The organism is Streptomyces sp. MS06 (genome assembly GCF_047200655.1).
GTDB lineage: Bacteria > Actinomycetota > Actinomycetes > Streptomycetales > Streptomycetaceae > Streptomyces.
This window is the reverse complement of sequence record NZ_JBJZOJ010000035.1, coordinates 34489-58109: the sequence shown is the minus strand read 5'-3', so window position 1 is coordinate 58109 and position 23621 is coordinate 34489. Positions and strand designations below refer to the sequence as shown.

Genomic DNA, 23621 nt, shown 5'->3' with positions numbered 1-23621 from the left:
GGCCGCCGCCCCGGCGGGGCCTCAGCCGCCGACCGCGGCGAGGTACAGCGCGACGTAGCGCTCCACGTCCACGTCCAGGGCGACGTCCACCGGCCGCGGTGCGGCGTCGCCCGCCCCGTGGACCTCCGACTCCCCCGGGCGTGCGCGCAGGTCGACGACCGTCTGCCCGCGGGCCGGGCCGGGGGCCAGGCAGACCTCCACCGGAAGCGGGCGGGTGGTCAGCCCGGCGGGGTCGGCGACGGCGCAGACCGCACCCGCGTCGCCGAGCCCGCCGGCCTCCGGGTCCCGGTGGCCCTCGGGTGCGGCCGGCCGGTGCGCGAGGAGCCGACCGGCCAGGCGGGCGGCGGGGTCCGCGGCGGACCGCAGACGCCGCACCTGCGCGCCGGGGACGACGACGCGCTGGAACACGTCCAGTCCGTACATCGTGATCGGCACCCCGGCGGTGAGCAGGATCGCCGCCGCCTCCGGGTCGTGCCAGACGTTGAACTCGGCGACCGGGGTGGCGTTCCCGGCGGCCACCGCGCCGCCCATGAACACGATCCGGCCGATGTTGCCGACCACTTCCGGATGGGTGCGCAGCAGCAGGGCGATGTTGGTGAGCGGAGCCGTCGGGACCAGCGTCACCGGTCGGGGCGAGGCGAGGATCTCGCGGCGCAGCAGGGCCACCGCGGGCACGTCGCAGGGCGCCCGGGTGGGGTCGGGCAGTTCCAGGTCGCCCATGCCGTCGTGGCCGTGCACGTGCCGTGCGGAGCGGGCCGGTTCGATCAGCGGCCGCTCGGCTCCCCGGGCGACCGGGATGTCGGGCGCGCCGGCCTGCTCCAGCACCGTCAGCGTGTTGCGGACGACGCCGTCCACGTCGGTGTTGCCGGCCACGCAGGTCACCGCGCGCAGGTCGACACCCGGGTGCCGCAGCGCGAACAGCAGGGCGAGCGCGTCATCGACGCCGGTGTCGCAGTCCAGGATCACGGGGATCGGCTGCCGGGGGCTGCTCGCGCGGGTCACGGCGGACTCCTTCCGTCGCACCGACCGTATGCCCGACCCGGTACCCGCGTCTCGGCACGGCCCACGACGGGCGGGCGGCCCGCGGCCCACCACGCGCCCGAAGCCGCACCCACACGACCGTCCGGACCGGACGGCGGCCGCACCCTCCGGGCCGGCGCCGCTCACCCGGACGGACCGGCACACTGGCGCGCCGTCGATCACGCTGCTGACCTGGAAGGACGCACCCGGAACACTGCCGAACGCTCCGGCGCCCGACCCCTGAAGGACAGCCGCCATGCCTCGACCCGCGCTCCGCCGCGCCCTGCGCGCCCCGGTCCTCTGCGCCGCCGCCCTCGTCACCGTGTCCGCGTGCTCCGGCACCTATCTGGAGATGGGCGACCCGCAGAGCGCCGGCCCGTCCGCCTCCCGTACCGCCCCGAGCGCCTCCGGGACCGGCCGCCCGGCCTCCCCGTCGCCCGAGGCCTCCCCCGCGCTCACCGCCGCCCAGGCGCAGGCCGCGCTGGTGACCTCCGCGGACCTGGGATGGCCGTGGGAACCGACCCGGGGCGCGGCGACCTGGCGGGACGGCCTGCTGAAGGCGACCACGCCGCAGGCGGACTGCCGGCGGCTGCTCGACGCCCTCTACGCGGACGAACTCCTCGGTCCCTCCGCCCGCGCGGTGATCGGCCTCGACGACACCGATTCGGGGGCGCAACTGCACTACCAGGTCGTCGAGCGGTCCCCGGCGGAGGTGGACCGCACGCTCGCCTGGATGCGGACGCTGCCGCGGACCTGCGCGCGGTTCCCGGCCCGGACCGTGCGGGAGGGCGTGCAGACCGTGCAGGTCGCCGACGCACCGCTGCCGGCGGTCGGGGACGCCCGGCAGGGGCTGCGGGTGACGCTGACCGGCCCGGCCGACCCGGACACCGGCGTCTCCACGGTGCTCGTCCTCGACGTGGCGGTCGTACGGGTCGGGGTCGACGCCCTCGCCGTGACCACCGGCGGTTTCGACCAGGTGCCTGCCCAGGCGACGCAGGCCGCCGTGCAGCTCGGCGCGCAGCGGCTGGCGGAGGTGCGCAAGCAGGGGCGGGCGGACGTGTAGGCGGGAGTGCGCGAGCGGGGGCGGGCGGAGGTGTGGGCGGGAGCACCGGACGAGCGCACCGGGCCCCGCGCCCCCGGCCGCGCCCGCCTCGGCGCCGGCGCCGGTGCCGGCGCCGTGCCGCCGGGCGGCGCCGCGAGCGGGTCACAGGGGCGGCTGCGCGGGGGCCGGTCCGAGGGTGGTGGTACCGGGGGCGGTGCGGTGGCCGAGCCCCGTGCGGTAGGCGTCCAGTGCCGCCTCCACCCGGCCGGTACGGCGCAGCAGATCGCCGAGGAGCCGGCACAGGTCGGCGAGGTCCCCGGCCGCGCCCGCCCGTTCCAGCAGGCTCAGGGCGCGTACGTAGTGCTCCTCGGCGGTCTCGTTGCTCCGGGCGTCCTCCGCGATGATGCCGAGCAGCCGGTGCGCGGCGGCGGCGTGCACCGCGCCCCGCTCCGAGGACAGCTCGCCGAGCACGCCGTGCAGCAGCGCGGCGGCGTCCTCCGACTTGCCGCGCCGGTGCAGCACGTCGGCCAGCTCGACGGCGACCTGGCTGCTGTAGAGGGCGGACCGCCCGGCGGTGAGCATGGCCTGGGCCTGGCGCAGCTCGGCCTCCGCCTGCTCCAGCCGCCCGTTCTGGGCGCAGACGTAGCCGCGCATCCAGTGGCAGTTGGCGAGTTCGGTGCGGATCTGGAGCTGGCGGTACAGCTCGGCCGCCTTGGCCAGCGAGGCGTCGGCCTCGGCGGTCCGGCCCTCGGCGAGCAGGGTGCGGGCGACCGAGCGGTGCATGCGGGCCACCAGCGCGGGGTCCGCGACGCTGGGGGCGAGGGCCAGCGCGAACTCGGCGGCCTGCGCGGCCCGGGCGTGGGCGCCCATGTCCATGTAGGGGCCGATCACGGAGGCGTAGAGCAGCAGCAGCGCGTCCGGGTCGTGCAGACCGCCCCGGTTGAGTTCGTCGAGGGTCGACTCCAGCAGGTAGACGGCGTACCGCAGCTCGCCGGCGAGGTAGTGGGACACCGCGCGGCCGCGCAGTGCGGGGACCCGCGCGGGCAGCGGCTCGTCCCGGAGCATCCGCTCGGCCTGCTCGAAGCGGCCCCGGGCGTCGCTGAGTTCACCGGTGTCCAGGGCGCACTCGCCGAGCCCGAGCAGCGCCGCGGCGCGCACCTCGGCCACGTCCAGCGACTCGGCCTCGGCGAGCAGGGCCGCGTACTGCCCGCAGGCCTGCTCGGCCTCCCCGGTGGCGAGAGTGCGCTGGGCCTCGGTGAGCCGCAGCCGCAACCCGGTCACCAGGTGGGCGGGCCGCCCGGTCGCCAGCTCGTCGAAGGCGACCCCGAGCCGGGTGGCGATGTGCCGGAGCGCCGCGTCCGAGGGCCGCACCCGGCCCGCCTCCAGGGTGGAGATGTAGGCGGGCGTGTACGTCGGTTCCGCCAACTGCCGCTGGGTCATGCCCTGCTCGCCGCGCAGCCGCTGCACCCGGCGCCCGATGACCTCGGGCTCGTCCCGTTCACCCACTCCGCGCGTCTCCCCAAGTCCGCTGGGCCCTCTTGCCGTTGCCCACCACCGACCCCTAGGTTAAACGGCGGATTAAGCGTGCTTAACCGCTTTGCCGCCGCTTGGTGCTCCGGTCGGTGATCCCGCCGGTGACCCGCTCGGCGACCCGGTTCGCGGTCCGCACGGCGGACCGCCCGCCGCGTCCCGGCACACCCGTCGCCGGTCCGCCTGTCGTTGCCCGCCGTCGCCGTTGCGAGGTTCCCGTGACCGGACCCCCCTCCGCAGAGAACGGACGCCGTTCGACGCGCCACCTCAGGGCGCTGGCCGCGGCCGTGCTGGCCGTCGCCGCCCTGGTCGCGGCGGCCAACGCGGGACCGGCGCGCGCGTCCGACGACAACCGCCCGGCGCAGCAGGCCGTCGCACCGCGCTGACCCCGCGGCGTACGCGGGCCCGGACCCGCCCTCCGGGGGCCTCCGCGAAAAGCCCGGGCACAACCCCCGGGCCGGGGGCGAGACTTCAGCGCATGCGCAGCTACCGCTCCCTGTTCCGCACCCCGGAGTTCACCCCGTTCCTGCTCTCCTTCACGGTGTCCGCCGCCGCCCAGACGATCGGCGGTCTGGCCCTCGGCACCCTGGTGTACCGGGCCACCGGCTCCCCGCTGCTGACCGCGTTGAGCATGTTCGGACCGCAGCTCGCGCAGTTGCTGGGGGCGGCGTTCCTGCTGTCGGCCGCCGACCGCCTGCCCCCGCGCGCGATCCTGTCCGGCCTCCCCCTGGCCTTCGCGGCCTGCACGGCGGCGGCGTCGCTGCCCGGCCTGCCGGTGCGGGCGGTGCTCGCCGTCGTGCTCTTCCAGGGCCTGGTCGCCTCGCTGGGCGGCGGAGTGCGCGGGGGACTGCTGAACGAGATCCTGCCGAAGGACGGCTACGTCCTCGGCCGGTCCGTGTACAACATGCTCTGGGGCCTGACCCAGGTGACCGGTTTCGCGACCGGCGGCGCGCTGCTGTCGCTGCTGACCCCGCGGGCCTGCCTGCTGCTCGCTGCGGGCCTGTACCTGCTGTCGGCGCTCGCCGCGCGTGTCGGCCTGTCGGCGCGCCCCGCCCGCGCGTCCGGCCGCCCGTCGGTCTCGGCGACCTGGCGCACCAACGCCCTCCTGTGGTCGTCGCGCCCCCGCCGCCTGGCGTACCTGGGCCTGTGGGTCCCCAACGGCCTGGTCGTCGGCGGCGACTCGCTCTACGTCTCCTACGCGCCCCGGGCCGCCGGGACGCTGTACGCGTGCGGGGCCCTCGGCATGTTCGCGGGGGACCTGACGGTGGGCCGCCTGGTGCCGCCCGCGGTGCGCCGCCGGCTGGCGACACCGCTGCGGCTGCTGCTGGCGGTCCCGTACCTGTTCTTCGTACTCCGGCCGGGGGTGGCCCTGTCGGCGGTGGCGGTGACTCTCGCCTCCGTGGGCTTCGCGGCGAGCCTGGTGCTGCAGGAGCGGCTGATGTCGCTCACCCCGGACGACCTCGCGGGCCAGGCGCTCGGCCTGCACGGCACCGGGATGGTCGCGATGCAGGGCGTCGGCGCCGCCCTCGCCGGCACGCTCGCCGAGCTGACGTCGCCGGCTGCGGCGATGACGCTGATGGCGGCCTGCTCGGTCACCGTCACCCTGGCCCTCGCGGCCGCGGGCGGACGCGGGGGCGCGGCGGCCGGCGCCGGTGCGGATCCGGCCGTCCGCTCCGCACCGGCCGCCACGGAGTAGAGCGGGCCGCCGGTCGCCACCCCACCGGCGGGCCGCCGGTCGCCACCCCACCCGCGGGGCGGCGACCGGCGGGGCGGCGACGTGGCAGGCTGCCCGGGACCCGGGACTCCCCGGGCCGGGGCCCGGACTCCCGCGGTCCGGCCCGGGACTCCCGCGGTCCGGGCCGGGGACCTTCGGGGGGACGTAGAGTCCCTGCGGTGGAACGGGTGGGCGCGCGGCCGCTGGGGCGGCCCTTCGGATGGCTGTGGGCGGCGTACGCCGTCAGTACGTTCGGGACCTGGCTGGCCTTCGACGCGCTCCCCCTGACCGCGGTGCTGGTGCTGCACTCGGCCGCGGCCCAGGTGTCGCTGCTGGCGGCCGCCGGTCCGGCCGTCGGCGCGGTGGCCGCCGTGCCGCTGGGACCGTGGGTGGAGTTCCGGCGCAAGCGGCCCGTGATGATCGGCGCGGACCTGCTGCGGTGCGCGGCGCTGCTGAGCGTGCCGATCGCCTACGCGTGCGGCCGGCTCGGCTTCGCGCAGCTCCTGCTGGTGTCCGTCGTCGTCTCCGGCGCCCAGATCGCCTTCCGGTCCGCGAACGGCGCCTTCCTGAAGACGCTGGTCCCGCCCGGCTCGCTGCTCGCCGCCGGCTCCCGCCTGGAGTCCACGACCTGGACCGCGACCCTGGTCGGTCCACCGCTCGGCGGGGCCCTGGTCGGGCTGTTCGGACCGGTGCCGACCGTGCTGGCGGACGCGGTCAGCTACCTGCTGTCGGCGCTCGGCATCCGGGCCGTCGGCGGGCGGGAGGCACCGCCCCCGGCCCGCCCGGCCCGCCCGGACGGTTCGCGGTCCCGCGGCGGCGAGCTGCTGGACGGCTGGCGGTACATCCTGGACCACGCCGCTCTGCGGCCGCTGTTCCTCAACACCGTGCTGGTCGGCGGCCTGATCCTGGCACCCGCTCCGCTGCTGGTCGTGCTGATGCTGGGCGACCTCGGTTTCTCACCGTGGCAGTACGGACTCGCGTTCGGCGCCCCCTGCGTCGGCGGGCTGGTCGGCGCCCGGCTGTCCCGGCCGCTGGTCGGCCGGTACGGGCGGCGGCGGGTGCTGCTGACCGCGGGGACGCTCCGTGCCTGCTTCTCGCTCGGCCTCGCCTTCGTCGGGCCCGGCACGAGCGGGCTGCTGCTGGTCGTCGCGGTCGAGCTGGCCCTGATCACCTGCATGGGGGTGTTCAATCCGGTGTTCGCCGCCTACCGGCTGGAGCAGACCGACACCGCGCGCGTCGCCCGCACCCTGACGGCCTGGACGGTGACGAGCCGGGCCGCCCTCGCGGCCCTGACCGCCCTGTGGGGCGTGCTGGCCGGGCTCACCGGCCCGCGCACCGCGATCGCCGCCGCCGGGCTGCTGCTCGCGGCCACCCCCGTCCTGCTGCCCTGGCGCAGCCTCGACACCGCGTCCCGGCCCGCACCGGCACCGGAGACCGCCGCACCCCGCGGCTGAAACCCGCACCGGCGGCGGACGGCCCGCCCGCAGCACGGCCCCGCGCACCCCGCGTGCCGGACGCCGCATCCCGTGACCCCGGGGGCGGCCGGGGCGCCGCTCCGAGGAGACGGGGGAAGAGAGGGTGAGGCAGGTGGGGCGGCATGCCGGACGCGACAGGACTTGCCCGGCAGTCACCAGTCATGCCTAAGGTGGTGCATCGACGACCCGGGGAACTGACCCTTCCGTGGCGTCGTCGGCACACGATGCCGGTCGGGGAGAACCATCACCATGTGTCTGGTGCACCGCCCCGTCCATGAGTCATTCGCCACGGGGGAGCACATGCATCTTGAGCGGTCCGACCTGCCTGCCGCCATGGAATCGGCTCCTCAGCCCGCCCGCTTTCCGGCACGGCGCCGACCGATCGTGATGCCCTGACGAATCGTGATGCCCTGACGAGTCGTGACGTCTTGTGGCAGCGCATTCCCGGGGGAGCCCGGGTGTGCCTGCACAGGCTCGAACGAGTCCTCGTCAGCAGTTCCTGGAGTCCCAGTTCATGCTCACTCCCCTGTTGTCCACTGCGCAGTGGTGGATCGCCGCGATAGCGACCAGTGCCGTTCTCATGGGCGTGGTGTTCAGCGCGCTCGACCCGGCCTACACCGTGCGGAGAAAGCTGGCCTCGGCCCTGTCCTTGCCCCTCGCCGGGCTGGTCGTCGTCGGGGGCAGGAGCATGGGCGAGGACTACACGAAGCCTGCGGCACTGGCCGTCTACACCCTCGGAGCACTGCTACTGGCGCTGGTCGTGGCAGTCATCCGGCCGTGGATAGCACGGCAGAACGCGCGTCACCGCGAGGGCTACGAGTACGAGGAGATGCCCGTCGGGTTGATCGTGGTGATCATCGCAGCCGTCGCCCTGGGGGTGGGGATCATCCCGCTGCTGGTCTGGTAGGCGGCCGGCTCCGGGCCGCCCCCCGCCTCAGTCCTGCGTCTGCAACTGCCCGAGCTGGCGCCGCACGTGTTCGACCGCGCCCCGGCGGCGGCCGGGCACCCGTGCCCGCAGCGCGGCCAGCGCCGCGCCCAGTTCGCGCGCGGCCGCGACGTCCCTGATCTCGCCCCACTGGTGGTGCGCGCGGTCCACCGCCGACTCCACCGCCGGTGCGTCGGAGGGCTGCCCGGCGGCCAGCCGCGCCCCGGCCACCTCCAGCCAGGTCCGGCAGCTCCGCACCGCGTCCCCCGCGAACATCGCCAGGTCGGCCCGGACCTCCGTCCAGTGCAGCGCCGGTCCGGAACCGGCACCGTGCGCCCGCAGGGCCTCCTGCTCCAGCCGCGCGGCGAGCGCCTCGGCCTCGGCGTGCCGCCCGGCCCGGACGGCCTCGGTGAGCCGGAGGTGCGGGTCGGCGCCCTGCTCCGGCAGCCGGGGCGCACCGGGGGACACCGGCACCGGGGCGCTCGCCGAGCCGACCGGTGCACCACCGGACGGCTCGGGCTGCGGGGCGACGTCCGCGGGATGCGGGACGGGTGGCGCAGTCTGCGGGACGGGGGACGCAGTCTGCGGGGCGGGCGCCGCGGCAGGCCGGGACGCCAGCAGCAGGTCTCCGTACGTCTCACTGCCCAGCCGGGTCAGCGCCCGCTGGTGCAGTTCCGCCATCGGCGGCCGCCGGCCGCTGCGCAGCAGTGTCGCGACGGCCTTCATGTACGAGGGTGCGGCCACCGCCCGCCGTCCCGGTGAGGGGGCGATGCGGCCGTGGACGGTGTGGTCCGTCCCGCAGTCGAGGGGTGCCCCGCGCAGCCGCGCCCAGCTCTCCTGGTCCGCGTGCAGGTCGAGTACCAGCGCCGTGGTGCCGGGCTGCCGGAGCCGCAGCTCCTCGCGCACCCAGTGCCACGGGAGGCCGGTGTAGCGGACGGTGGCGGGGGTGGTGCGGGCCAGCGCGAGATGGGGCAGCCGCTCCCGCCGGTCGAGGTGGAGCTGTCCGGTGACGTACAGGGTCAGCGGTCCGGGTGCCGCCGCGGCGGCCCGCAGCCGGGTCAGCACCGCCTGCGGTTCCAGCGGGTCGGCCAGCTCGACCACGTTCGCGGTGCCGGTGCCGGACAGCACGGCGGGCGGCACCGCCGCGAGGACGGGGAGCACGGACGCCGCGTCCACCAGGCGGCTCCGGCCCACCGGCGAGGCGGCGAGCAGCAGCACCGTTCCGACCATCGGCCTCTCCCCCGGACACGTCCCGTTTCCCGTTCCTCACCGTCCGAGCACCGTATCCGCTCCGGGTGCGAAAGCGCGCCTCAGGGAGGCGGTCCCGCGCCGGCCCTCGCCGCCGGGGCCGTCGCGGCGGTCCGCGACCCGGCCGTCCGCCGCCGCACCGCGAACACCGTGGTGTCGTCGTCGAGGTGGCTGCCGCAGTGCCGCAGCGTGCCCTCGCGGACGAACGCCACCAGCCGCCGGGGTTCGGCGATGCCGGGGTCGGCCGCCGCCGCCCGCGCCACCTCGTCGGGCAGCGGGTAGAACCGCCCCTCCGCGTCGCGCGCCTCGGTCACCCCGTCGGTCACCAGCAGCACGGTCTCGCCGGGCGCGAGGGCCACCCGCCGGACCGTGGGCCGCTGCTCGGTGAGTTCGCCCAGGCCGAGCGGGAGGCCGTCGCCGCCGGGCATGGACCGGACTCCCGCCGGGCCGACGATCAGCGGCGGTTCGTGACCGAAGTTGACGACGTCGACGGCGTCCGGCCGGTCCGCCGGGAAGCCCAGCAGCACGGCGGTGGCGAAGCGGTCGCCGTCGGGCCGGCCGAGAGCGGTGGTGTGACCGCGGTGGCGGACCATGCGGCTCTCCAGGCGGGTGGCGACGGTCGCGAGGCCGGTCTCGTGGTACCCGGCCTCGCGGAAGGTGCCGAGCAGCGCGGCCGCCGTCTCGACCGCGCGCAGTCCCTTGCCCTGGACGTCGCCGAGGAGGACGCGGGTGCCGTGCGGCCCGGGCTGGATGTCGTAGAAGTCGCCGCCGACACGGGCGTCGGTGTCGGCGGCGAGGTACACGGCGGCGTGGTCGAGGCCTCCCCAGACCGGCGGCAGCGGGCGCAGCACCGTACGGCGGATGGTCTCGGCGATGTCCATCATGTGCACCATCCGCTGCTCGCCGCGCAGGCGGACGCCGGAGGCGAGGGTGGCCAGCATGCCGCCGACCAGGACGAGGATGAAGTCGGCGAGGCCGGCCCGGTACTGGTTGGGCCAGGCGCTGTCGGCGAGCACGTAGGTGACCAGGGCGAGCAGTGCCAGGCCGGCCGTGGTCCACACCCCGCAGATCGCGGCGGCGACGCCCGGTACCAGTACGCACCAGGACAGTATGCGGAAGCTGCCGGTCGTGTTGAAGTCCAGCAGGGTGATGGCGCCGAGCAGCACCAGCGGAGGCAGCCAGGCGACGCTGTAGCCGCGTACCCGCAGGAGTTGCTGCCGGTAAAGCCGCTCCGGGTGCAGCACGTCCCGCCGCCCGACCCGGGGGTAGGGGTCGGGTCGCCCGTGCCCTCTGCCACCGCTCACCGGCCCAGCGAAACACGGGGCCGCACGGCCCGCATCTATTCCCCACCCCTTCCGGGAGGGGCGGCGGCCGTGCGGCGGCCCGCGCGGGCGGTGCCGACTTGCCGCGCCGGTCCGGGGGGTGTGACCTGGAAGGCGGGGAACCGGAGAGAGGAGTGCTGCCATGGCTCACGCGGCACCCGCGCCGGTCGGGCGCGGTTCCACCCCGATGATCGGTCCCGGGCGTTCCCGCGGCCGGACCTTGGCATGGGCCGGGACGGCCGTCGCCCTGGGGCTGGTGTACGGCTACTGGGCGGCGGCCAACCGCCGGTACGGCGGCGAGATCACCGGCTGGAACGTGCTGTTCGGCTTCGTGACCGCGGCCGTTTTCGCGGTGCTGTTCGCCGGGTTGCACGCCCTCGCCCCGCGACTGCGGCGGGAGGTGCGGGCGGTGAGCTGGGCGGCGTTCACCGGTTGCGCCGTCGGGTTCCTCTTCAGCCAGAGCAACGGGAGCGTGCTGCGGTCGGTGGGGCTGTCCCTGGCCCTGGCGGCGGGCGTCTTCCTCGTGCTCTTCTACCGCTACTACACGCACGAGGACGCGGCGGGCCATCGCCTCCCCTGAGGCTGCCCGACCGCCCGGCGCGGGCCCGAGGGCCGCTCGTCCTCCCCGCTCGGGCGCCCCGCTCGGGCGCGGACCCCGGCACTTCTCGGGCGCGGACCCCGGCACTTCTCGGGCGCGGACCCCGGCACTTCTCGGGCGCGGGCCCCGGCGCTTCCTGCCGGGGCCCGCGCTCTTCTCCCTCATCCCTCCACTCATCGGGCGGTGGGAAGGCGACCCGAACCGCCCGCAGAGGACCCGGAGGCTCAACGGCCGCCGGAGCCGGCGAGGCTCGCGGAGCCGGATGCCGATGCTCGGCCTCCTCGGTCCCCAACACCAGGAAACACCCGTTCGGGTGAGCGCTCCACCGGAGGAGCGCCCCGCCTCCCGGACCGGGGTCCGCGGGCCCGTCCCTGTCTCGAACGGCATGCTCCCGAAGCGGGTTCCGCACCTCACTCGGACGGCCCGCACCCGCTCGCGCGCACCGCGCGCACCCGCTTGCCTTGAGGGGTGTCCCGACGTCTCCGAGCCGCCCTGTCGGCCGTGCTCCTCACCGTGGCCTGCCTGCTGGTGCCGTTCGGTGCCCTCGCGGCCTGGGTCGCGTACGACGTGGCGGACACCGGGAACTACGTCACCGCCATGGCACCCCTCGCCGGCGACCCGGCCGTGCAGAACCAGATCGCGGACACGTTGGGCACCGGCATCCTGCGCGAGCTCGGAGCGGACCCGGACGACGCGGCGCTGAAACCGTTCGTGCACGACGCGGTGCGCTCCTTCACCCGCACCGAGGCCTTCGGCACCGCCTGGAACGCGGCCAACCGCGCCGCGCACGACGCCGTCCTGCACTCCCTGCGGGACGGCCGGCACCGCCCCGTCACCGTCGACCTGGCGCCCGTCGCCGCCCAGGTGCGGAGCCGCCTGCTCACCCAGGGCGTGCCGTTCGCCCGGCGCATCCCGGTCCGCCGCACCGAGGTGGCGCTGCTGCCGGCCCGGCAGGTGGACCGTCTCAGAAAGGGATACGACGTGCTCGAAGTCGCCGGCTTCTGGCTGCCCGTCACGGCCGTCGCGCTCGCCGGAGCCGGTATCGCGCTGGCCGCGGGCCGGCGCAGGGCGCTCACCGCGACCGCCCTCGGCACCGCGCTGGGCGGAGCGCTGCTCGGTCTGGCCGTGGCGCTCGGCCGCCACCTCACCCTGCGCGACCTGCCCGAGGACGTCTCCGAACCGGCCGCGGGTGCGGTCTACGACGCGTTGACGGCGACCCTGCGCACCACGTCCTGGCTGCTCCTCGCCCTGGGTGTGACGGTGGCCCTCACCACCTGGCTCACCGGCCGCTACCGGCACCGCCTGCCCGGACGCCGTCCGCCCGCCCCGGGCTGAGCGCGGCGGACCCGGCACCGGGCCCCTGGCGACCGGACCGCGGCCGCCACCGACCACACACCGCGTACCGGTCCCGCAGCAGACCGGTCCCGCAGCAGACCGGTCCCGGCGCCTCACCTGGCGGTGTCGCCGGGGCCGGGGTGGCGGACGAGGTCGGCCAGCGTCCGCAGTGCCCGCTCCAGGTCCGGCTCGGGCGCCGTCGCGAGGCCGAGCCGGACGGCGTCCGGGGTGCGGCGCGGGTCGACGGCGAAGGCGGTGCCCGGAGTCACGGCGATGCCGTGCGCGGCGGCGGCCGCGGTGAAGGTGTCGGCGCGCCACGGCGCGGGCAGCTCCCACCAGGCGAAGTAGGCGCCCGGATCGGCCCGTACCGTGCAGCCGGCCAGTTCCCGCCGCACGATCCGCTGCCGCCGCGCCGCGTCCTCGCGTTTCGCGGCCACCAGCCGCGCCACGGTCCCGTCCCCGATCCACCGCACGGCCGCTTCCAGCGCGAACCGCCCGGCCGTCCACCCGCCCGAGCGCAGCGCGCCGCGCACGGCCTCGCCCCGGTCCGGCGGTACCACGAGGAAACCGACGGTCAGCCCCGGCGCGACCCGCTTGGAGAGCCCGTCGACGACGTGGGTGAGGTGCGGCGCCAGCGCGGCGAGCGGCGGCTCGGCGCGCAGGAACGACCAGATGCGGTCCTCGACGACGGGGACGCCCAGTCGGAGAACGGTGTCCGCGAGCTGCGCCCGCCGCTCCGCCGTGCACGTCGCCGAGGTCGGATTGTGCAGTGCGGGCTGCACGTACAGGGCGGACAGGGGAGCGCCGCGGTGGGCCTCGGCGAGGGCCTCGGGCCGCAGTCCGCCCGCGTCGGCGGCGAGCGGCACCAGAACGAGCCCCAGCCGCTCCGCGATCTCCTTGACCAGGGGGTACGTCAGCTCCTCGACGCCGACCCGGTCGCCCGGGCGGGCCAGCGAGGCGAGCGCGGCGGCGACGGCCTGACGTGCGTTGCCGGCGAACAGCAGCCGCTCCGGATCGGGACTCCAGCCGCCGGCGGCCAGCAGGCCGGCGGCCGCCTCGCGGGCCTCGGCGGTCCCGTCGGCGGCTGCCGGACGCAGCGCTCCGGTCAGCACGTCGGGCCGGGTCAGCGGCGCGAGAGCGGGGGCGAGCAGCTCCGACTGACCGGGCGCGGAGGGGTAGTTGAGCTCCAGGTTGACGTCGGCACCGCTCTGCTCGACCAGCGCGCGGCCCCCGGGTGCCGGGGCGGCCGCCCGTACGAACGTCCCGCGCCCGACCTCCCCCACCACCAGTCCGCGGCGGACGAGTTCGCCGTAGACACGTCCGGCGGTGGACCCGGCGATGCCCCGGCGCCGGGCGAACAACCGCTGCGGGGGCAGCCGCCGGCCCGGCGGGAGCCGCCCCGAGGCGATGTCCTCGGCGATGCGGTCCGCGATCCGCCGGAAGTCGTCCACCACGGCCGGCTCCTCTCACCGTCGCCCGCGAAGCGGACCGGCGGGTCGTCCGCCCGCCCGGACCGGCCATGCGCCGGACTGCCGTCCCCGGCCCGCGGAGGCGGAGAGCGGCGTTCGCGACAGGGTACGCGCGGAACGCGTCAGCGTTCGTGGAGGTGGGCGCCGGCGACGCGCCCGGGCCGCATGATGCGGACCTTGCGGCCCTCGCAGTCGGGGCAGCGCGGGTGCTGCAGCGGCGAGCGCACGAGCCTGCCGCCGAGGTGGTAGGTCGCGAGGACCCCGCCCCGTCCGTCCTCGCTCACGTCGATGTCGTACGTGGCCTCCCAGCCGTGCCCGCAGTCGAGGCACACGAACGAGTAGGCGCGTCGCACATGATCGGTGTGCATGGTCCACCTCCTGAAAACCGCACGTTCGGCGGGACCCTCTCCATTTTTGCACAGTGCAACGATCCGAATCGGAACTCGATCCTCCGCTTCCTCGGCGAGGCCGTCAACCCCAGGAGCCTCGACCCCGCCGGAGAGACGCGCACCGACGCCCGCCCACGATTGCACCGAGGGCAAAGATCTCATTGCACCGAGGAGTCGGGCGTGCCTAGGGTCGGCCCATGACCCCCTTCCTCGCCTGCGAGGACAGCGGTTCGGCCGCCTCCCCGCGGTTGCCTCTCGTCCTCGTCCACGGCCACCCCTTCGACCGCACGATGTGGACCCCCCAGGTGGACGCCTTCTCCCCGGAGCGCCGGGTCGTGGCCCCCGACCTGCGCGGTTACGGCGCCTCCCCGGTCGTTCCCGGAGCCACCCCGCTCTCCGTCTTCGCCGCGGACATCGAGGCCCTGCTCGACGAACTGGCCGTGGACGGCTTCGTCCTGGTGGGCCTGTCGATGGGCGGCCAGATCGCCATGGAGTGCTGCGCCCGCCTCGGCGACCGCGTCCGCGGGCTGGTCCTCGCCGACACCGTGCCGACACCGGAGACCCCGGCGGGCAGAGCCGCCCGCAGGGCCATGGCGGACCGGCTGCTGCGCGAGGGCATGCGCGGGTACGCCGACGAGGTGCTGGAGCGCATGGTCGCCCCGTACGCCCCCGCCGAGGTCCGCGACCACGTCCACCGGATGATGGCCGCGGCACCGCCCGAAGGTGCCGCCGCCGCCCTGCGCGGCCGTGCCGAACGACCCGACTACCGGGCCGCGCTGGCCCGGCTCGCGGTTCCCGCGCTGGTCGTGGTCGGCGAGGACGACACCTACACCACGGTGCAGGACGCCCGCCTGCTGGACGCGCTGCTTCCCGACTCCGCGCTGCACGTCGTCGAGGGCGCGGCACATCTGCCGAACCTGGAACGCCCGGAGGAGTTCAACGCGGCGCTGGCCGGGTTCCTCGCCCGGGTGGACTCCGCCGGATAGCCGGCCTGCCGGGGCGGGTGGCACCAGAAGGCGGGCCCGCCGGCGGGTGGCACCGGCACGTACGCGGCGCGGGCCGCCCTGTGCAGGGAGGGCGGCCCGCGCCATGTGGGGGGTGGTGCTCAGCCGGCCGAGCACTACTCGGCCGGGCGTGCTCAGCGGACGGTGACGGCGGTCTTCTGCAGCGCCTTGTCCAGGGCCGCGGTGAAGCCGTAGGCCCACATCCGGTTCACGCTCGCCCGCTCGTTGGCGTCCGGGTAGGGGTTGGTGCAGGACGGGCCGGGGCCGCCGCCGGACATCAGCTCGCTGCACGGACCCGAGTAGTCGTCGGGCAGGCCGAGGACGTGGCCGGTCTCGTGGGCGGCCACCCGGGTGGAGTCGTACTGCTGGTTCTGCCGGTAGTCGAGGAAGATGTACCCGCGGCCGTGCCCGTCGGTGGAGGCGTAGGAACCGCGCGAGTCGTTGCCCTCGTAGTAGGCGAAGTCGGCGTTGTAGCCCTGCACGAGCCGCACGTTCGACACGGAGCTGTTCCAGATCTGGGCGCTGCGGGCTATCTCCGCGCTGAACGAGGGGGCGTTGGAGGCGTCGTAGACGACCGTGACGGCCGACGTGCTGTACGGCTGCGCGGCGCGCTTCTCGGCGACCGAGCGCACCACGGCGTCGAAGAAGGCCTGATTCGCCTGTTCGTCTGCGGTCGAACCGGTGTACCCGGCGAACGCCGCGTGCGCCGCGGGGGCGGCGGGAGCCGCGGAGGCCGCCGGTGCGAGGGCGAAGGCGCCCAGGGCGAGGGCCGACGCCGCCAGGACGGACGTCGCCGAGGAAAGGGGCATGGAAAGACGCATCGATGACTCCTGAGGTGGGGGGTGAGTCGTCGTCATCGGTGAGTCTGGGCGCCGCCGGGGGCCGCTGTGATGATGGCAACCGGCGATAGGACGCCGCTATCACCTGCCCCTTACGCGTGTTTCAGACGGGGTTTGCGCGTCTGGTGCACCACGTTGTTCCGCCTTACCCTCCCAGTCCATGGAGCTCGAGGTGAGGCATCTCCGCGCGCTGTGCGTCATAGCCGACACCGGCAGCCTGCACCGGGCCGCACGCCAACTCGGCGTCGCGCAGCCTTCGCTGAGCACCCAGCTGCGCAGGATCGAGCAGGCGCTGGGCGGCACGCTGTTCCTGCGGACCCGCACCGGCTGCCGCCCCACCCCGCTGGGCCGGCTGGTGCTGAGCCGGGCCCGGCCGCTGGTGGCCGAGATGCGGTCCCTGGTCACGGAGGCGCGTGCCGCGGCGGCGGACGGGCCGCTGCGCATCGGCTCCACCGCCAGCAGGGCACTGCCCGGCTGGCTGCGCCGCCTGCGCGGGCGGGGGCAGGACCCGACGCTGCACATGAACGTCTCCGCGAACGCGCTGCTGCGCATGGTCGCCGACGGTCAGCTCGACGTCGCCTTCGTGCACGAGGTCGAGGGCAGCCCGCTGCGGGTCCCGGACGGCCTGCGGCTGCGGGTGCTGGTCGAGCGCGAGCCGCAGTGCGTGTCGCTGCCCGCCGACCACCCGGCGGTGGTGCGTCCGGTGGTCGACGTCGCCGAGCTGGCCGAGGACCGCTGGATGATCGATCCGACGGTGGACGGCGAGTGGGACGCCGTGCAGCGCATGTTCCGGTCGGCCGGGATCAACCCGCACGTCCTGCACGGCGACTATCACACGGCTGCCGCGCTGGTCGCGACCGGCGAGGTCGTCACCGTCTGCCAGCCGACCTGCCTGTCCCGGCCGGACATGGCGGTACGCCGCCTGCACGGTGACCCGCTGGGGGTGCGGCTGCTGCTCGCGGCCCGCACCGAGACCGACCTGGACGGTGTCGGGCCTGCGCTGGAGGAGGCGTACCGGGAGACCGCCCGGCAGGCGCCGGCGTACCGGGAGTGGCTGGAACGCGACGGCGTGGCGGCGCGGATCCCGGCCCTCCCCTGAGCACCCCGCCCGCCCCGGCGGCCACCGCTCCGACGGCGGCCCGCAGCCGCATGATCATCTGTAGCACCCCTGCCGGCATCGACCGGCCCGGGAAGTGAACGCCTTCCACCTGTAGGGGTGTTGACAGGGGCGACTTTCCGCCACTCACCCCTCCCCAAGATCACGGCTTCGGGCCGCTAACCTTACGTGTCCGTCCTGGCCAGGGTTTGACGGGCTTCAACTCACGCGAAGGGTTGCGCACATGGGCATTCTCACTCTCCTGCGGAACGCGTTCGGTCGGTCACGCAAGGGTGGTGCCGCCGAAGCAGAGAGTGCGGCTACGACTCCTGCCCAGGGGCCGGAGCCGACGGTTCCGTCCCCGTCGCCGGAACCGGAGCCCGCGGCGGTCGCCGCCCGGGCCGAGGCGCCGGCCGAGGCGCCGACCGAGGCCGAGACCCCGGTCGCGGCCCAGGTACCGGAGCCGCGCAGCGGCTCCACCGACCGCGATGACGAGCATGAACTGGTGTCGGCCGCCTTCGACCGGCCCGGCACCTCCGAGGCGGCCCCGGACGGGACCGCCGGGGAGGAAGAGGAGGAACCGGAAGCGGAGGCAGCGGCGCCGGAGGAGTCCGAGCCGGCCTCCGGGGTGCCCGCGCCGGCCGCCCCCGCCGAGGGGTCGAGCGCGGACGCCGCCGCGGAGTCCGGTGCGGAGGCCGCCGTCCCGGCCCCCGCGGACTCCGCCGGGGAGGCCGAAACCGAACCCCGGACCGAGCCCGAGCACGCGCCCGCGGGCGAGGCGGAGGCGGCGACCGCGGCGGAGTCCGCGGGGGCCGGAGCCAAGACCGACTCTGGAGCCGAGGCCGAGGCTGACGCGGGCGCCGGGACCAAGACCGAGGCCGACGCCGAGGCCGACGCTGACGCGAACGCCGGAGCCGAGACCGACGCCGACGCTGACGCTGACGCCGGAGCCGACGGGGAGGGGAGCGCCGTCGAGCCGGCCGCGCCGGCGGAGCCGGAACCGGCCGCGGACGTGGTCGCCGAGGAGGCCCCGGAGGCCCCCGCGGCTTCCCTGCCGGAGCCCGAGTCGGCTGCCGGGACCGCCACCGGCGACGTGCCCGGGACCGAGACCGCCGCTACGCCCGAGCCGGCCGCCGAGGAGGCTACCCCGGCGGCGGAACCGGCCGCGGAGCCCGCCACCGGGACGACGGCGGAGAAGGAGCCGGAGCCCGCGCCGGAGCCGGAGCCCGCGCCCGGACAGGCGCAGGACGCGGCCGCGGAGCCCGCCCGCCCCGAGGCGGATGCCGAGGCCGCACCCGAAGCGGAGCCCGCCGCCGAGACCTCCGCCGAGACCGGAACCGGAACCGGAACCGAGACGGAGCCCGCCGCCGCCGAGACCGGCACCGAGCCCGAGGCCGAAGCGGAGCCCACCCCCGAACCCGCCGCCAAGACCGGAACCGAAACCGAGACGGAGACCCCCGCTACCAAGACCGGCACCGAGCCCGAGGCCGAAGCGGAGCCCACCCCCGAACCCGCCGCCAAGACCGGAACCGGAACCGAGACGGAGACCCCCGCTGCCAAGGTCGGCACCGAGCCCGAGGCCGAAGCGGAGCCCGCCGCCGAGACCGCCGCCGAGACCGGAACCGGAACCGAGACGGAGCCCGCCGCTCCGGCGGGCCGCGCGGTCCCCGAGGGCCTCGGTGCGCTCGCCTCCGCCTTCCAGGCGGCCGGCGACGTCCTGGAGAAGCAGGGGCTGGCCTCGGCCCGCGCCAAGGTGTACCTGGTCCTCGACCGGTCCGCCTCGATGCGCCCGTACTACAAGGACGGCTCCGCCCAGGCCCTCGGCGAGCAGACCCTCGCCCTCGCCGCCCACCTGGACGCCGACGCCGCGGTCCACGTGACCTTCTTCTCCACGGAGCTGGACGGCACCGGCGAGCTGACCCTGTCCGGCCACGAGAACAGGATCGACGAGCTGCACGCCTCGCTCGGCCGGATGGGCCGCACCAGCTACCACGCGGCCGTCGCCGAGGTCCTCGCGGAGCACGGCAGGTCCGCCGACCCGGCCGCCCCGGCCCTGGTCGTCTTCCAGACGGACGGCGCCCCGGACGCGAAGACGCCCGCCACCAAGTCCCTCGCCGAGGCCGCGGAGAAGCACCCCTCCGTGTTCTTCTCCTTCGTCGCCTTCGGCGAGCACGACAACAAGGCCTTCGACTACCTGCGCAAGCTGAAGACCGGCAACACGTCCTTCTTCCACGCCGGCCCCGCGCCCCGGGAGCTGACGGACACCGAGCTGTACGAGGGCGTCCTCGCCGCCTGGCGCCCGTAGCCGCAGCAGGACACCCCCCGGTCGGTCACCCGGTGTGTCCGGCACCTCACGGTCGGGCCGCCCCTTCCCACCCCTCAGAACGGGAAGCGGGCGGCCCACCCGTCTCGGCTACGATTTCAAGGTTCGTAGACGACCCGACCTGGGAGCAGCCCGCGATGGCTCGACACCTCATCACCAGCGCCCTTCCGTACATCAACGGGATCAAGCACCTGGGCAACATGGTGGGGTCCATGCTCCCGGCGGACGTGTACTCCCGCTACCTGCGCCTGCGCGGCCACGACGTCCTCTACATCTGCGCGACGGACGAGCACGGCACCCCCGCCGAGCTGGCCGCCAAGGAGGCCGGGCTGTCGGTGGCCGAGTTCTGCGCCCAGGCGCACGACGCTCAGAAGGCCGTCTACGACGGCTTCGCGCTCGCCTTCGACTACTTCGGCCGCAGCTCCAGCCCCGAGAACGTCGAGATCACCCAGCACTTCGCCCGCCGGCTGAACGAGAACGGCTTCATCGAGGAGCGGGCGATCCGCCAGGTGTACTCGCCCGCCGACGGCCGTTTCCTCCCGGACCGCTACGTCGAGGGCACCTGCCCGCACTGCGGCTACGACAAGGCCCGCGGCGACCAGTGCGAGAACTGCACCCGGGTCCTGGACCCCACCGACCTGATCGACCCGCGTTCGGCGATCTCCGGCTCCACGGACCTGGAGGTCCGCGAGACCAAGCACCTGTTCCTGCTCCAGTCGAAGCTGCAGCACGAGGTCGAGGAGTGGGTCGCCCGCCACGAGGAGGACTGGCCGCACCTCGCCGCCTCGATCGCCCGCAAGTGGCTGAACGAGGGCCTCCACGACCGTGCGATCACCCGCGACCTGGACTGGGGCGTCCCGGTCCCGGCCGACACCTGGCCCGAGCTGGCGGCCGAGGGCAAGGTCTTCTACGTCTGGTTCGACGCCCCGATCGAGTACATCGGCGCGACGAAGGAGTGGGCGGACCAGGACCCGGAGAACCGCGACTGGAAGTCCTGGTGGTACGACGCGGACGACGCCGTCCGCTACACCGAGTTCATGGCGAAGGACAACGTGCCCTTCCACACCGTGATGTTCCCGGCCACCGAGCTGGGCGTGCGGGAGCCGTGGAAGAAGGTCGACTACGTCAAGGCGTTCAACTGGCTGACCTACTACGGCGGCAAGTTCTCCACCTCGCAGAAGCGGGGCGTCTTCACCGACCAGGCCCTGGAGATCCTTCCGGCGGACTACTGGCGCTACTTCCTGATCGCCAACGCCCCCGAGTCCGACGACGCCTCCTTCACCTGGGAGCACTTCACGGCCACGGTCAACAAGGACCTGGCCGACACCCTGGGCAACTTCGTCAACCGGGTGCTGTCGTTCTCCCGCAAGCGCTTCGGGGACGAGGTGCCCGCGGGCGGCGCACCGGGCGAGGCGGAGGCGAGGCTCGGCGAGGAGATCGCGGCGCTGCTCGCCGAGTACGAGCAGCACATGGAGGCCCTGCAGTTCCGCAAGGCGGCCGCCGCGCTCCGGGCGCTGTGGTCGGCGGGCAACTCCTACCTGGAGGAGAAGGCCCCCTGGCTGGAGATCAAGACCGACAAGGACGCCGCCGCGCTCACCCTGCGCACCGCGATGAACCTGATCCACCTCTACGCGGTGGTCTCGGAGCCCTTCATCCCCGCGACGGCGAGGACGATGCGGGAGGCTTTCGCCCTGGCGGACGACACGGCCGCCTGGGTCGACGCGGACCGGGCCCGCGCACTGACCGCGGTGCCGGCCGGCACGCCCTTCACCGTCCCGCCGGTGCTGTTCGCCAAGCTCACGGACGAGGACCTGGACGCCTACAAGGAGCGCTTCGGCGGCGAGCCGGCCGAGTAACCGCAGCGGAGAGCGGGGCACCGCGCGGAGAGCCGGGCGGAGAACGCCAAGGCGGAGCGGCGGACGGGACCGGAGGGCAGGACGGCACAGGCGCCCGCGGGGGCCCGGGTACCTGTCGGTGCGGAGAACTGCGACAGATTCGGGAGAAGTGTCGCAGTTCTCGCACCCCCACCCAGGGCCGGGGCGTACGTCCGGACCCCGTCACGTCACGCCGGAAAACCCGGCACCACCGGTACTACTCGCGTCGGCGGTGCGAGCGCGCTACCGCCGAGGCCGGTCGGCTCCGCCCGCCGGCGCCGTCGTACTCCTCGCTCACCCGGTACCCGGGGACGGAGGGCCAGCGGACCGTCAGCACCACGGACTCCTCCTCCGCGATCCAGGAGTGGTCGACGCCCCGACCCCACACGACGTAGTCGCCCTGCCCGGCCAGGAGGACGCTGCGCCCGGGCAGTTCCACCCGGAAGCGCCCGCTGATGAGGACCAGCAGGGCGGTGCGCTCCTCACCGGTCACCCAGTGCGCCCGCTCCTCGCCCTGCGGGTGGACACCCCACTTGATCTCCACGTCCTCGCTGTGCCGGGGATCGGAGGCCTCCTTGAAGTGCCCCAGCAGCCACCCCCGGTCCAGTGCCGCGTCCCTGCCCGCATTGCCCACGTACACACCGTCGGTCATGGCCCCGGAAGGTAGCAGCCGACCACGTCGGCAGGCGCAGGCCCGCCCGGCCCGGGGCCGTCGCGGCGCCGCTCCCGGTCGCGCCCCGCGGAGCCCACCGGACGACGGCCGAACAGCGGCCGGACAGCGGCCGGACGGGCGGCCGGACGGCGGCCGGGTCAACCGCCCCGCACCAGCCGGCGCAGTGCGTGCCCGACCCGGCTGAGCGCATGCCCGACCCGGCTCAGCAGTTCCAGCACGAGGAGCAGGGCGGCCGCGGCGAGGCACACCCGTGCCGCCCCCCAGCTTCCGGCGGCCGCCGCGTGCGTGTAGGAGGCGACCCAGGGACCGCTGTCCCCCAGGTCCCAGACGGGCCGGTCCGGCAGCTCGGCGGCGACCGCGCCGTTGACGAGCAGGCAGACCACCGCGAGCACGACCAGCCAGAACGCCGCGATGACGAGGCTCCGCAACGCCTGCCGCCGCCCCCGTGAACGTGTCATGTCCTCCCCCTCTTCGGACGCACCACTGTACGCATGCCCCCGTGCGCGGTATACCTGGCGTTGATCATGCAGCCCCGGTGGAGTGCCGGGGGCGCGGGGGCACGCGGTTGCCCGACGAGTGGGGGTCCCTTCCATGGCGCTGTTCGGCAACGCACATCCCGTCGACCCGGGCGAGGCCCAGAACGAGTACGCCCGCCTGCTGGGACCGGACGAGCGGGTGCATGCCGCGTACCTGCTGGTCCGCGACACCATCATGCTCACCGACCGGCGACTGCTCCTGGTCGACAAGCAGGGCATCACCGGCAAGAAGGTGGAGTACCACTCCATCCCCTACCGCAGCATCACCCACTTCGCGGTGGAGACCGCCGGCCACCTCGACCTGGACGCCGAGCTGAAGATCTGGGTCTCCGGCAACTCGGTCCCGATCGAGAAGACGTTCACCAAGGGCGTCGACATCTACGAGGTGCAGGCCATCCTCACCCAGTACGTGGCGAAGTAGGCGATGCCGGGGGGAAGGTGGGAACCTGGGACGGTGCCCACCTGACACCCTCACCACGCCCCCCGAGCCGCACCGGCGCCTGCTCGCCGACACCCTGGCCGCGGACACCCCGCACCCTCTCGTCCTGGCCGGCGGATACGCCCTCCAGGCGCACGGCCTGCTGGACCGCCCGCACGGGAACGTCGACGTGGCGACGGAGAGCCCGGCACCGATGACGGAGATCACCGCGGCGGTGGTCGCGGCCCTGGAGTCCCGCGGCCACGCGGTCCGCACCCGCGCCCTCACCGCGCTCTCCGCACAGCTCGTCGTCACCGACCCGGAGACCGGCGCGCCCTGCGACCTCTCCCTGCACCGGGAGTCCTTCCGGCACCCGCCGGTGCTCACCGGATACGGGCCGGCCCTGTCCCTGGAGGACGCGGTCGGCACCAAGATCCGTGCCCTCTACGACCGCGGCGCCGCCGTCGACCTGATCGACGCCCGGGCCGCCGCAGCCCGCTTCAGCTTCCCCGACCTGGAGGAACTGGGCCGCCGCCACGCCCTCGACCCCTTCGACCTGCCCACGCTCCAGTCCCGCCTCACCGGCACCGACTGGTACCCGGACAGCGACTTCACCACCCGCGGTCTGCCCGCCCCGTCCATCCCCGCACTGCGCGCCTGGGCCCAGCGCTGGTCCGACGACATCGCCGAACGCCTCCTGGAGGAGGGCGCCTCACCGGACCCGACGGACGGCTCGGAACCTGCGACATGACGGCGCCTGGCGAGATGCAGGAGCGGGGCACGTCAGTCGA

At 75.2% G+C, this 23621-nt stretch carries 22 protein-coding genes; 13 read left to right on the top strand and 9 right to left on the bottom strand.

Annotated features, from left to right (window positions below):
- Positions 1 to 21 precede the first annotated feature (21 nt).
- The gene (locus ACL02U_RS19940; protein ID WP_412792208.1) at positions 22 to 1002 is read right to left on the bottom strand and encodes a nucleoside hydrolase; all 981 of its coding nucleotides are present in this window, start codon (positions 1000 to 1002) and stop codon (positions 22 to 24) included.
- Between the two features lie 274 nt (positions 1003 to 1276).
- Between ACL02U_RS19940 and ACL02U_RS19935 the strand changes: the two genes are divergently transcribed.
- The gene (locus ACL02U_RS19935; protein WP_412792207.1) at positions 1277 to 2083 is read left to right on the top strand and encodes a hypothetical protein; all 807 of its coding nucleotides are present in this window, start codon (positions 1277 to 1279) and stop codon (positions 2081 to 2083) included.
- Positions 2084 to 2224: 141 nt separating this feature from the next.
- Here ACL02U_RS19935 and ACL02U_RS19930 read toward each other — a convergent pair whose 3' ends face one another.
- Complete coding sequence (locus tag ACL02U_RS19930) at positions 2225 to 3568, bottom strand: tetratricopeptide repeat protein (protein WP_412792206.1); 1344 nt, start codon at positions 3566 to 3568, stop codon at positions 2225 to 2227.
- Between the two features lie 242 nt (positions 3569 to 3810).
- On the opposite strand from ACL02U_RS19930, the gene ACL02U_RS19925 reads away from it, so the two are divergent.
- From ACL02U_RS19925 to ACL02U_RS19910, 4 genes are all read left to right on the top strand, one after another.
- Positions 3811 to 3978 carry a hypothetical protein gene (locus ACL02U_RS19925; protein ID WP_412792205.1) on the top strand — a complete coding sequence of 56 codons (168 nt, stop codon included), beginning with the start codon at positions 3811 to 3813 and terminating at the stop codon, positions 3976 to 3978.
- A gap of 92 nt (positions 3979 to 4070) precedes the next feature.
- Positions 4071 to 5288, top strand: a complete 1218-nt coding sequence (locus ACL02U_RS19920; protein WP_412792204.1) for an MFS transporter — start codon at positions 4071 to 4073, stop codon at positions 5286 to 5288.
- 197 nt (positions 5289 to 5485) lie between these two features.
- Entirely contained in the window at positions 5486 to 6760 is a 1275-nt protein-coding gene (locus tag ACL02U_RS19915; protein WP_412792203.1) for an MFS transporter, read from the top strand.
- A 535-nt stretch (positions 6761 to 7295) separates the two neighbouring features.
- Positions 7296 to 7688 carry a hypothetical protein gene (locus ACL02U_RS19910; protein WP_412792202.1) on the top strand — a complete coding sequence of 131 codons (393 nt, stop codon included), beginning with the start codon at positions 7296 to 7298 and terminating at the stop codon, positions 7686 to 7688.
- 27 nt (positions 7689 to 7715) lie between these two features.
- Here ACL02U_RS19910 and ACL02U_RS19905 read toward each other — a convergent pair whose 3' ends face one another.
- Both ACL02U_RS19905 and ACL02U_RS19900 read right to left on the bottom strand, forming a co-directional pair.
- On the bottom strand, positions 7716 to 8936 hold the full coding sequence (locus tag ACL02U_RS19905) for a hypothetical protein (protein WP_412792201.1): 1221 nt from the start codon (positions 8934 to 8936) through the stop codon (positions 7716 to 7718).
- Positions 8937 to 9016: 80 nt separating this feature from the next.
- Positions 9017 to 10198: a PP2C family protein-serine/threonine phosphatase gene (locus ACL02U_RS19900; RefSeq protein ID WP_412792224.1), complete on the bottom strand. Its 1182-nt coding sequence runs from the start codon at positions 10196 to 10198 to the stop codon at positions 9017 to 9019.
- Positions 10199 to 10418: 220 nt separating this feature from the next.
- Here ACL02U_RS19900 and ACL02U_RS19895 point away from each other — a divergent pair, with 220 nt between their 5' ends.
- Together ACL02U_RS19895 and ACL02U_RS19890 are read left to right on the top strand one after the other, a co-directional pair.
- Positions 10419 to 10856 (top strand): hypothetical protein, encoded by a 438-nt coding sequence (locus tag ACL02U_RS19895; RefSeq protein WP_412792200.1) that lies wholly within the window; start codon positions 10419 to 10421, stop codon positions 10854 to 10856.
- A gap of 486 nt (positions 10857 to 11342) precedes the next feature.
- Positions 11343 to 12209: a hypothetical protein gene (locus tag ACL02U_RS19890; RefSeq protein ID WP_412792199.1), complete on the top strand. Its 867-nt coding sequence runs from the start codon at positions 11343 to 11345 to the stop codon at positions 12207 to 12209.
- Positions 12210 to 12322: 113 nt separating this feature from the next.
- Here the strand turns inward: ACL02U_RS19890 and ACL02U_RS19885 are convergent, their stop codons facing one another.
- Both ACL02U_RS19885 and ACL02U_RS19880 read right to left on the bottom strand, forming a co-directional pair.
- Positions 12323 to 13660 carry a PLP-dependent aminotransferase family protein gene (locus tag ACL02U_RS19885; protein WP_412792223.1) on the bottom strand — a complete coding sequence of 446 codons (1338 nt, stop codon included), beginning with the start codon at positions 13658 to 13660 and terminating at the stop codon, positions 12323 to 12325.
- 140 nt (positions 13661 to 13800) lie between these two features.
- Positions 13801 to 14046: a hypothetical protein gene (locus tag ACL02U_RS19880; protein WP_412792198.1), complete on the bottom strand. Its 246-nt coding sequence runs from the start codon at positions 14044 to 14046 to the stop codon at positions 13801 to 13803.
- 218 nt (positions 14047 to 14264) lie between these two features.
- Between ACL02U_RS19880 and ACL02U_RS19875 the strand changes: the two genes are divergently transcribed.
- A complete protein-coding gene (locus ACL02U_RS19875; protein ID WP_412792197.1) occupies positions 14265 to 15053 on the top strand; it encodes an alpha/beta fold hydrolase in 789 nt (262 codons plus the stop codon).
- A gap of 152 nt (positions 15054 to 15205) precedes the next feature.
- On the opposite strand, the gene snpA is transcribed toward ACL02U_RS19875, so the two are convergent.
- Complete coding sequence (gene snpA / locus ACL02U_RS19870; protein WP_412792196.1) at positions 15206 to 15892, bottom strand: snapalysin; 687 nt, start codon at positions 15890 to 15892, stop codon at positions 15206 to 15208.
- Between the two features lie 178 nt (positions 15893 to 16070).
- Here snpA and ACL02U_RS19865 point away from each other — a divergent pair, with 178 nt between their 5' ends.
- The 3 genes from ACL02U_RS19865 (at position 16071) to metG (ending at position 21185) form a co-directional block, all read left to right on the top strand.
- Positions 16071 to 17009, top strand: coding sequence for a LysR substrate-binding domain-containing protein (locus tag ACL02U_RS19865; RefSeq protein ID WP_412792195.1), 939 nt, complete (start codon positions 16071 to 16073; stop codon positions 17007 to 17009).
- Between the two features lie 241 nt (positions 17010 to 17250).
- Complete coding sequence (locus tag ACL02U_RS19860; protein ID WP_412792194.1) at positions 17251 to 19311, top strand: VWA domain-containing protein; 2061 nt, start codon at positions 17251 to 17253, stop codon at positions 19309 to 19311.
- A 155-nt stretch (positions 19312 to 19466) separates the two neighbouring features.
- Positions 19467 to 21185: a methionine--tRNA ligase gene (gene metG / locus ACL02U_RS19855; protein WP_412792193.1), complete on the top strand. Its 1719-nt coding sequence runs from the start codon at positions 19467 to 19469 to the stop codon at positions 21183 to 21185.
- 235 nt (positions 21186 to 21420) lie between these two features.
- Here metG and ACL02U_RS19850 read toward each other — a convergent pair whose 3' ends face one another.
- Entirely contained in the window at positions 21421 to 21855 is a 435-nt protein-coding gene (locus tag ACL02U_RS19850) for a signal peptidase I (protein WP_412792192.1), read from the bottom strand.
- A gap of 158 nt (positions 21856 to 22013) precedes the next feature.
- Positions 22014 to 22334, bottom strand: a complete 321-nt coding sequence (locus ACL02U_RS19845; protein WP_412792191.1) for a hypothetical protein — start codon at positions 22332 to 22334, stop codon at positions 22014 to 22016.
- A gap of 133 nt (positions 22335 to 22467) precedes the next feature.
- Here ACL02U_RS19845 and ACL02U_RS19840 point away from each other — a divergent pair, with 133 nt between their 5' ends.
- Both ACL02U_RS19840 and ACL02U_RS19835 read left to right on the top strand, forming a co-directional pair.
- Positions 22468 to 22833 (top strand): PH domain-containing protein, encoded by a 366-nt coding sequence (locus ACL02U_RS19840; protein ID WP_412792190.1) that lies wholly within the window; start codon positions 22468 to 22470, stop codon positions 22831 to 22833.
- A gap of 25 nt (positions 22834 to 22858) precedes the next feature.
- Positions 22859 to 23581 carry a hypothetical protein gene (locus tag ACL02U_RS19835; RefSeq protein ID WP_412792222.1) on the top strand — a complete coding sequence of 241 codons (723 nt, stop codon included), beginning with the start codon at positions 22859 to 22861 and terminating at the stop codon, positions 23579 to 23581.
- The last annotated feature ends 40 nt before the right edge of the window (positions 23582 to 23621 follow it).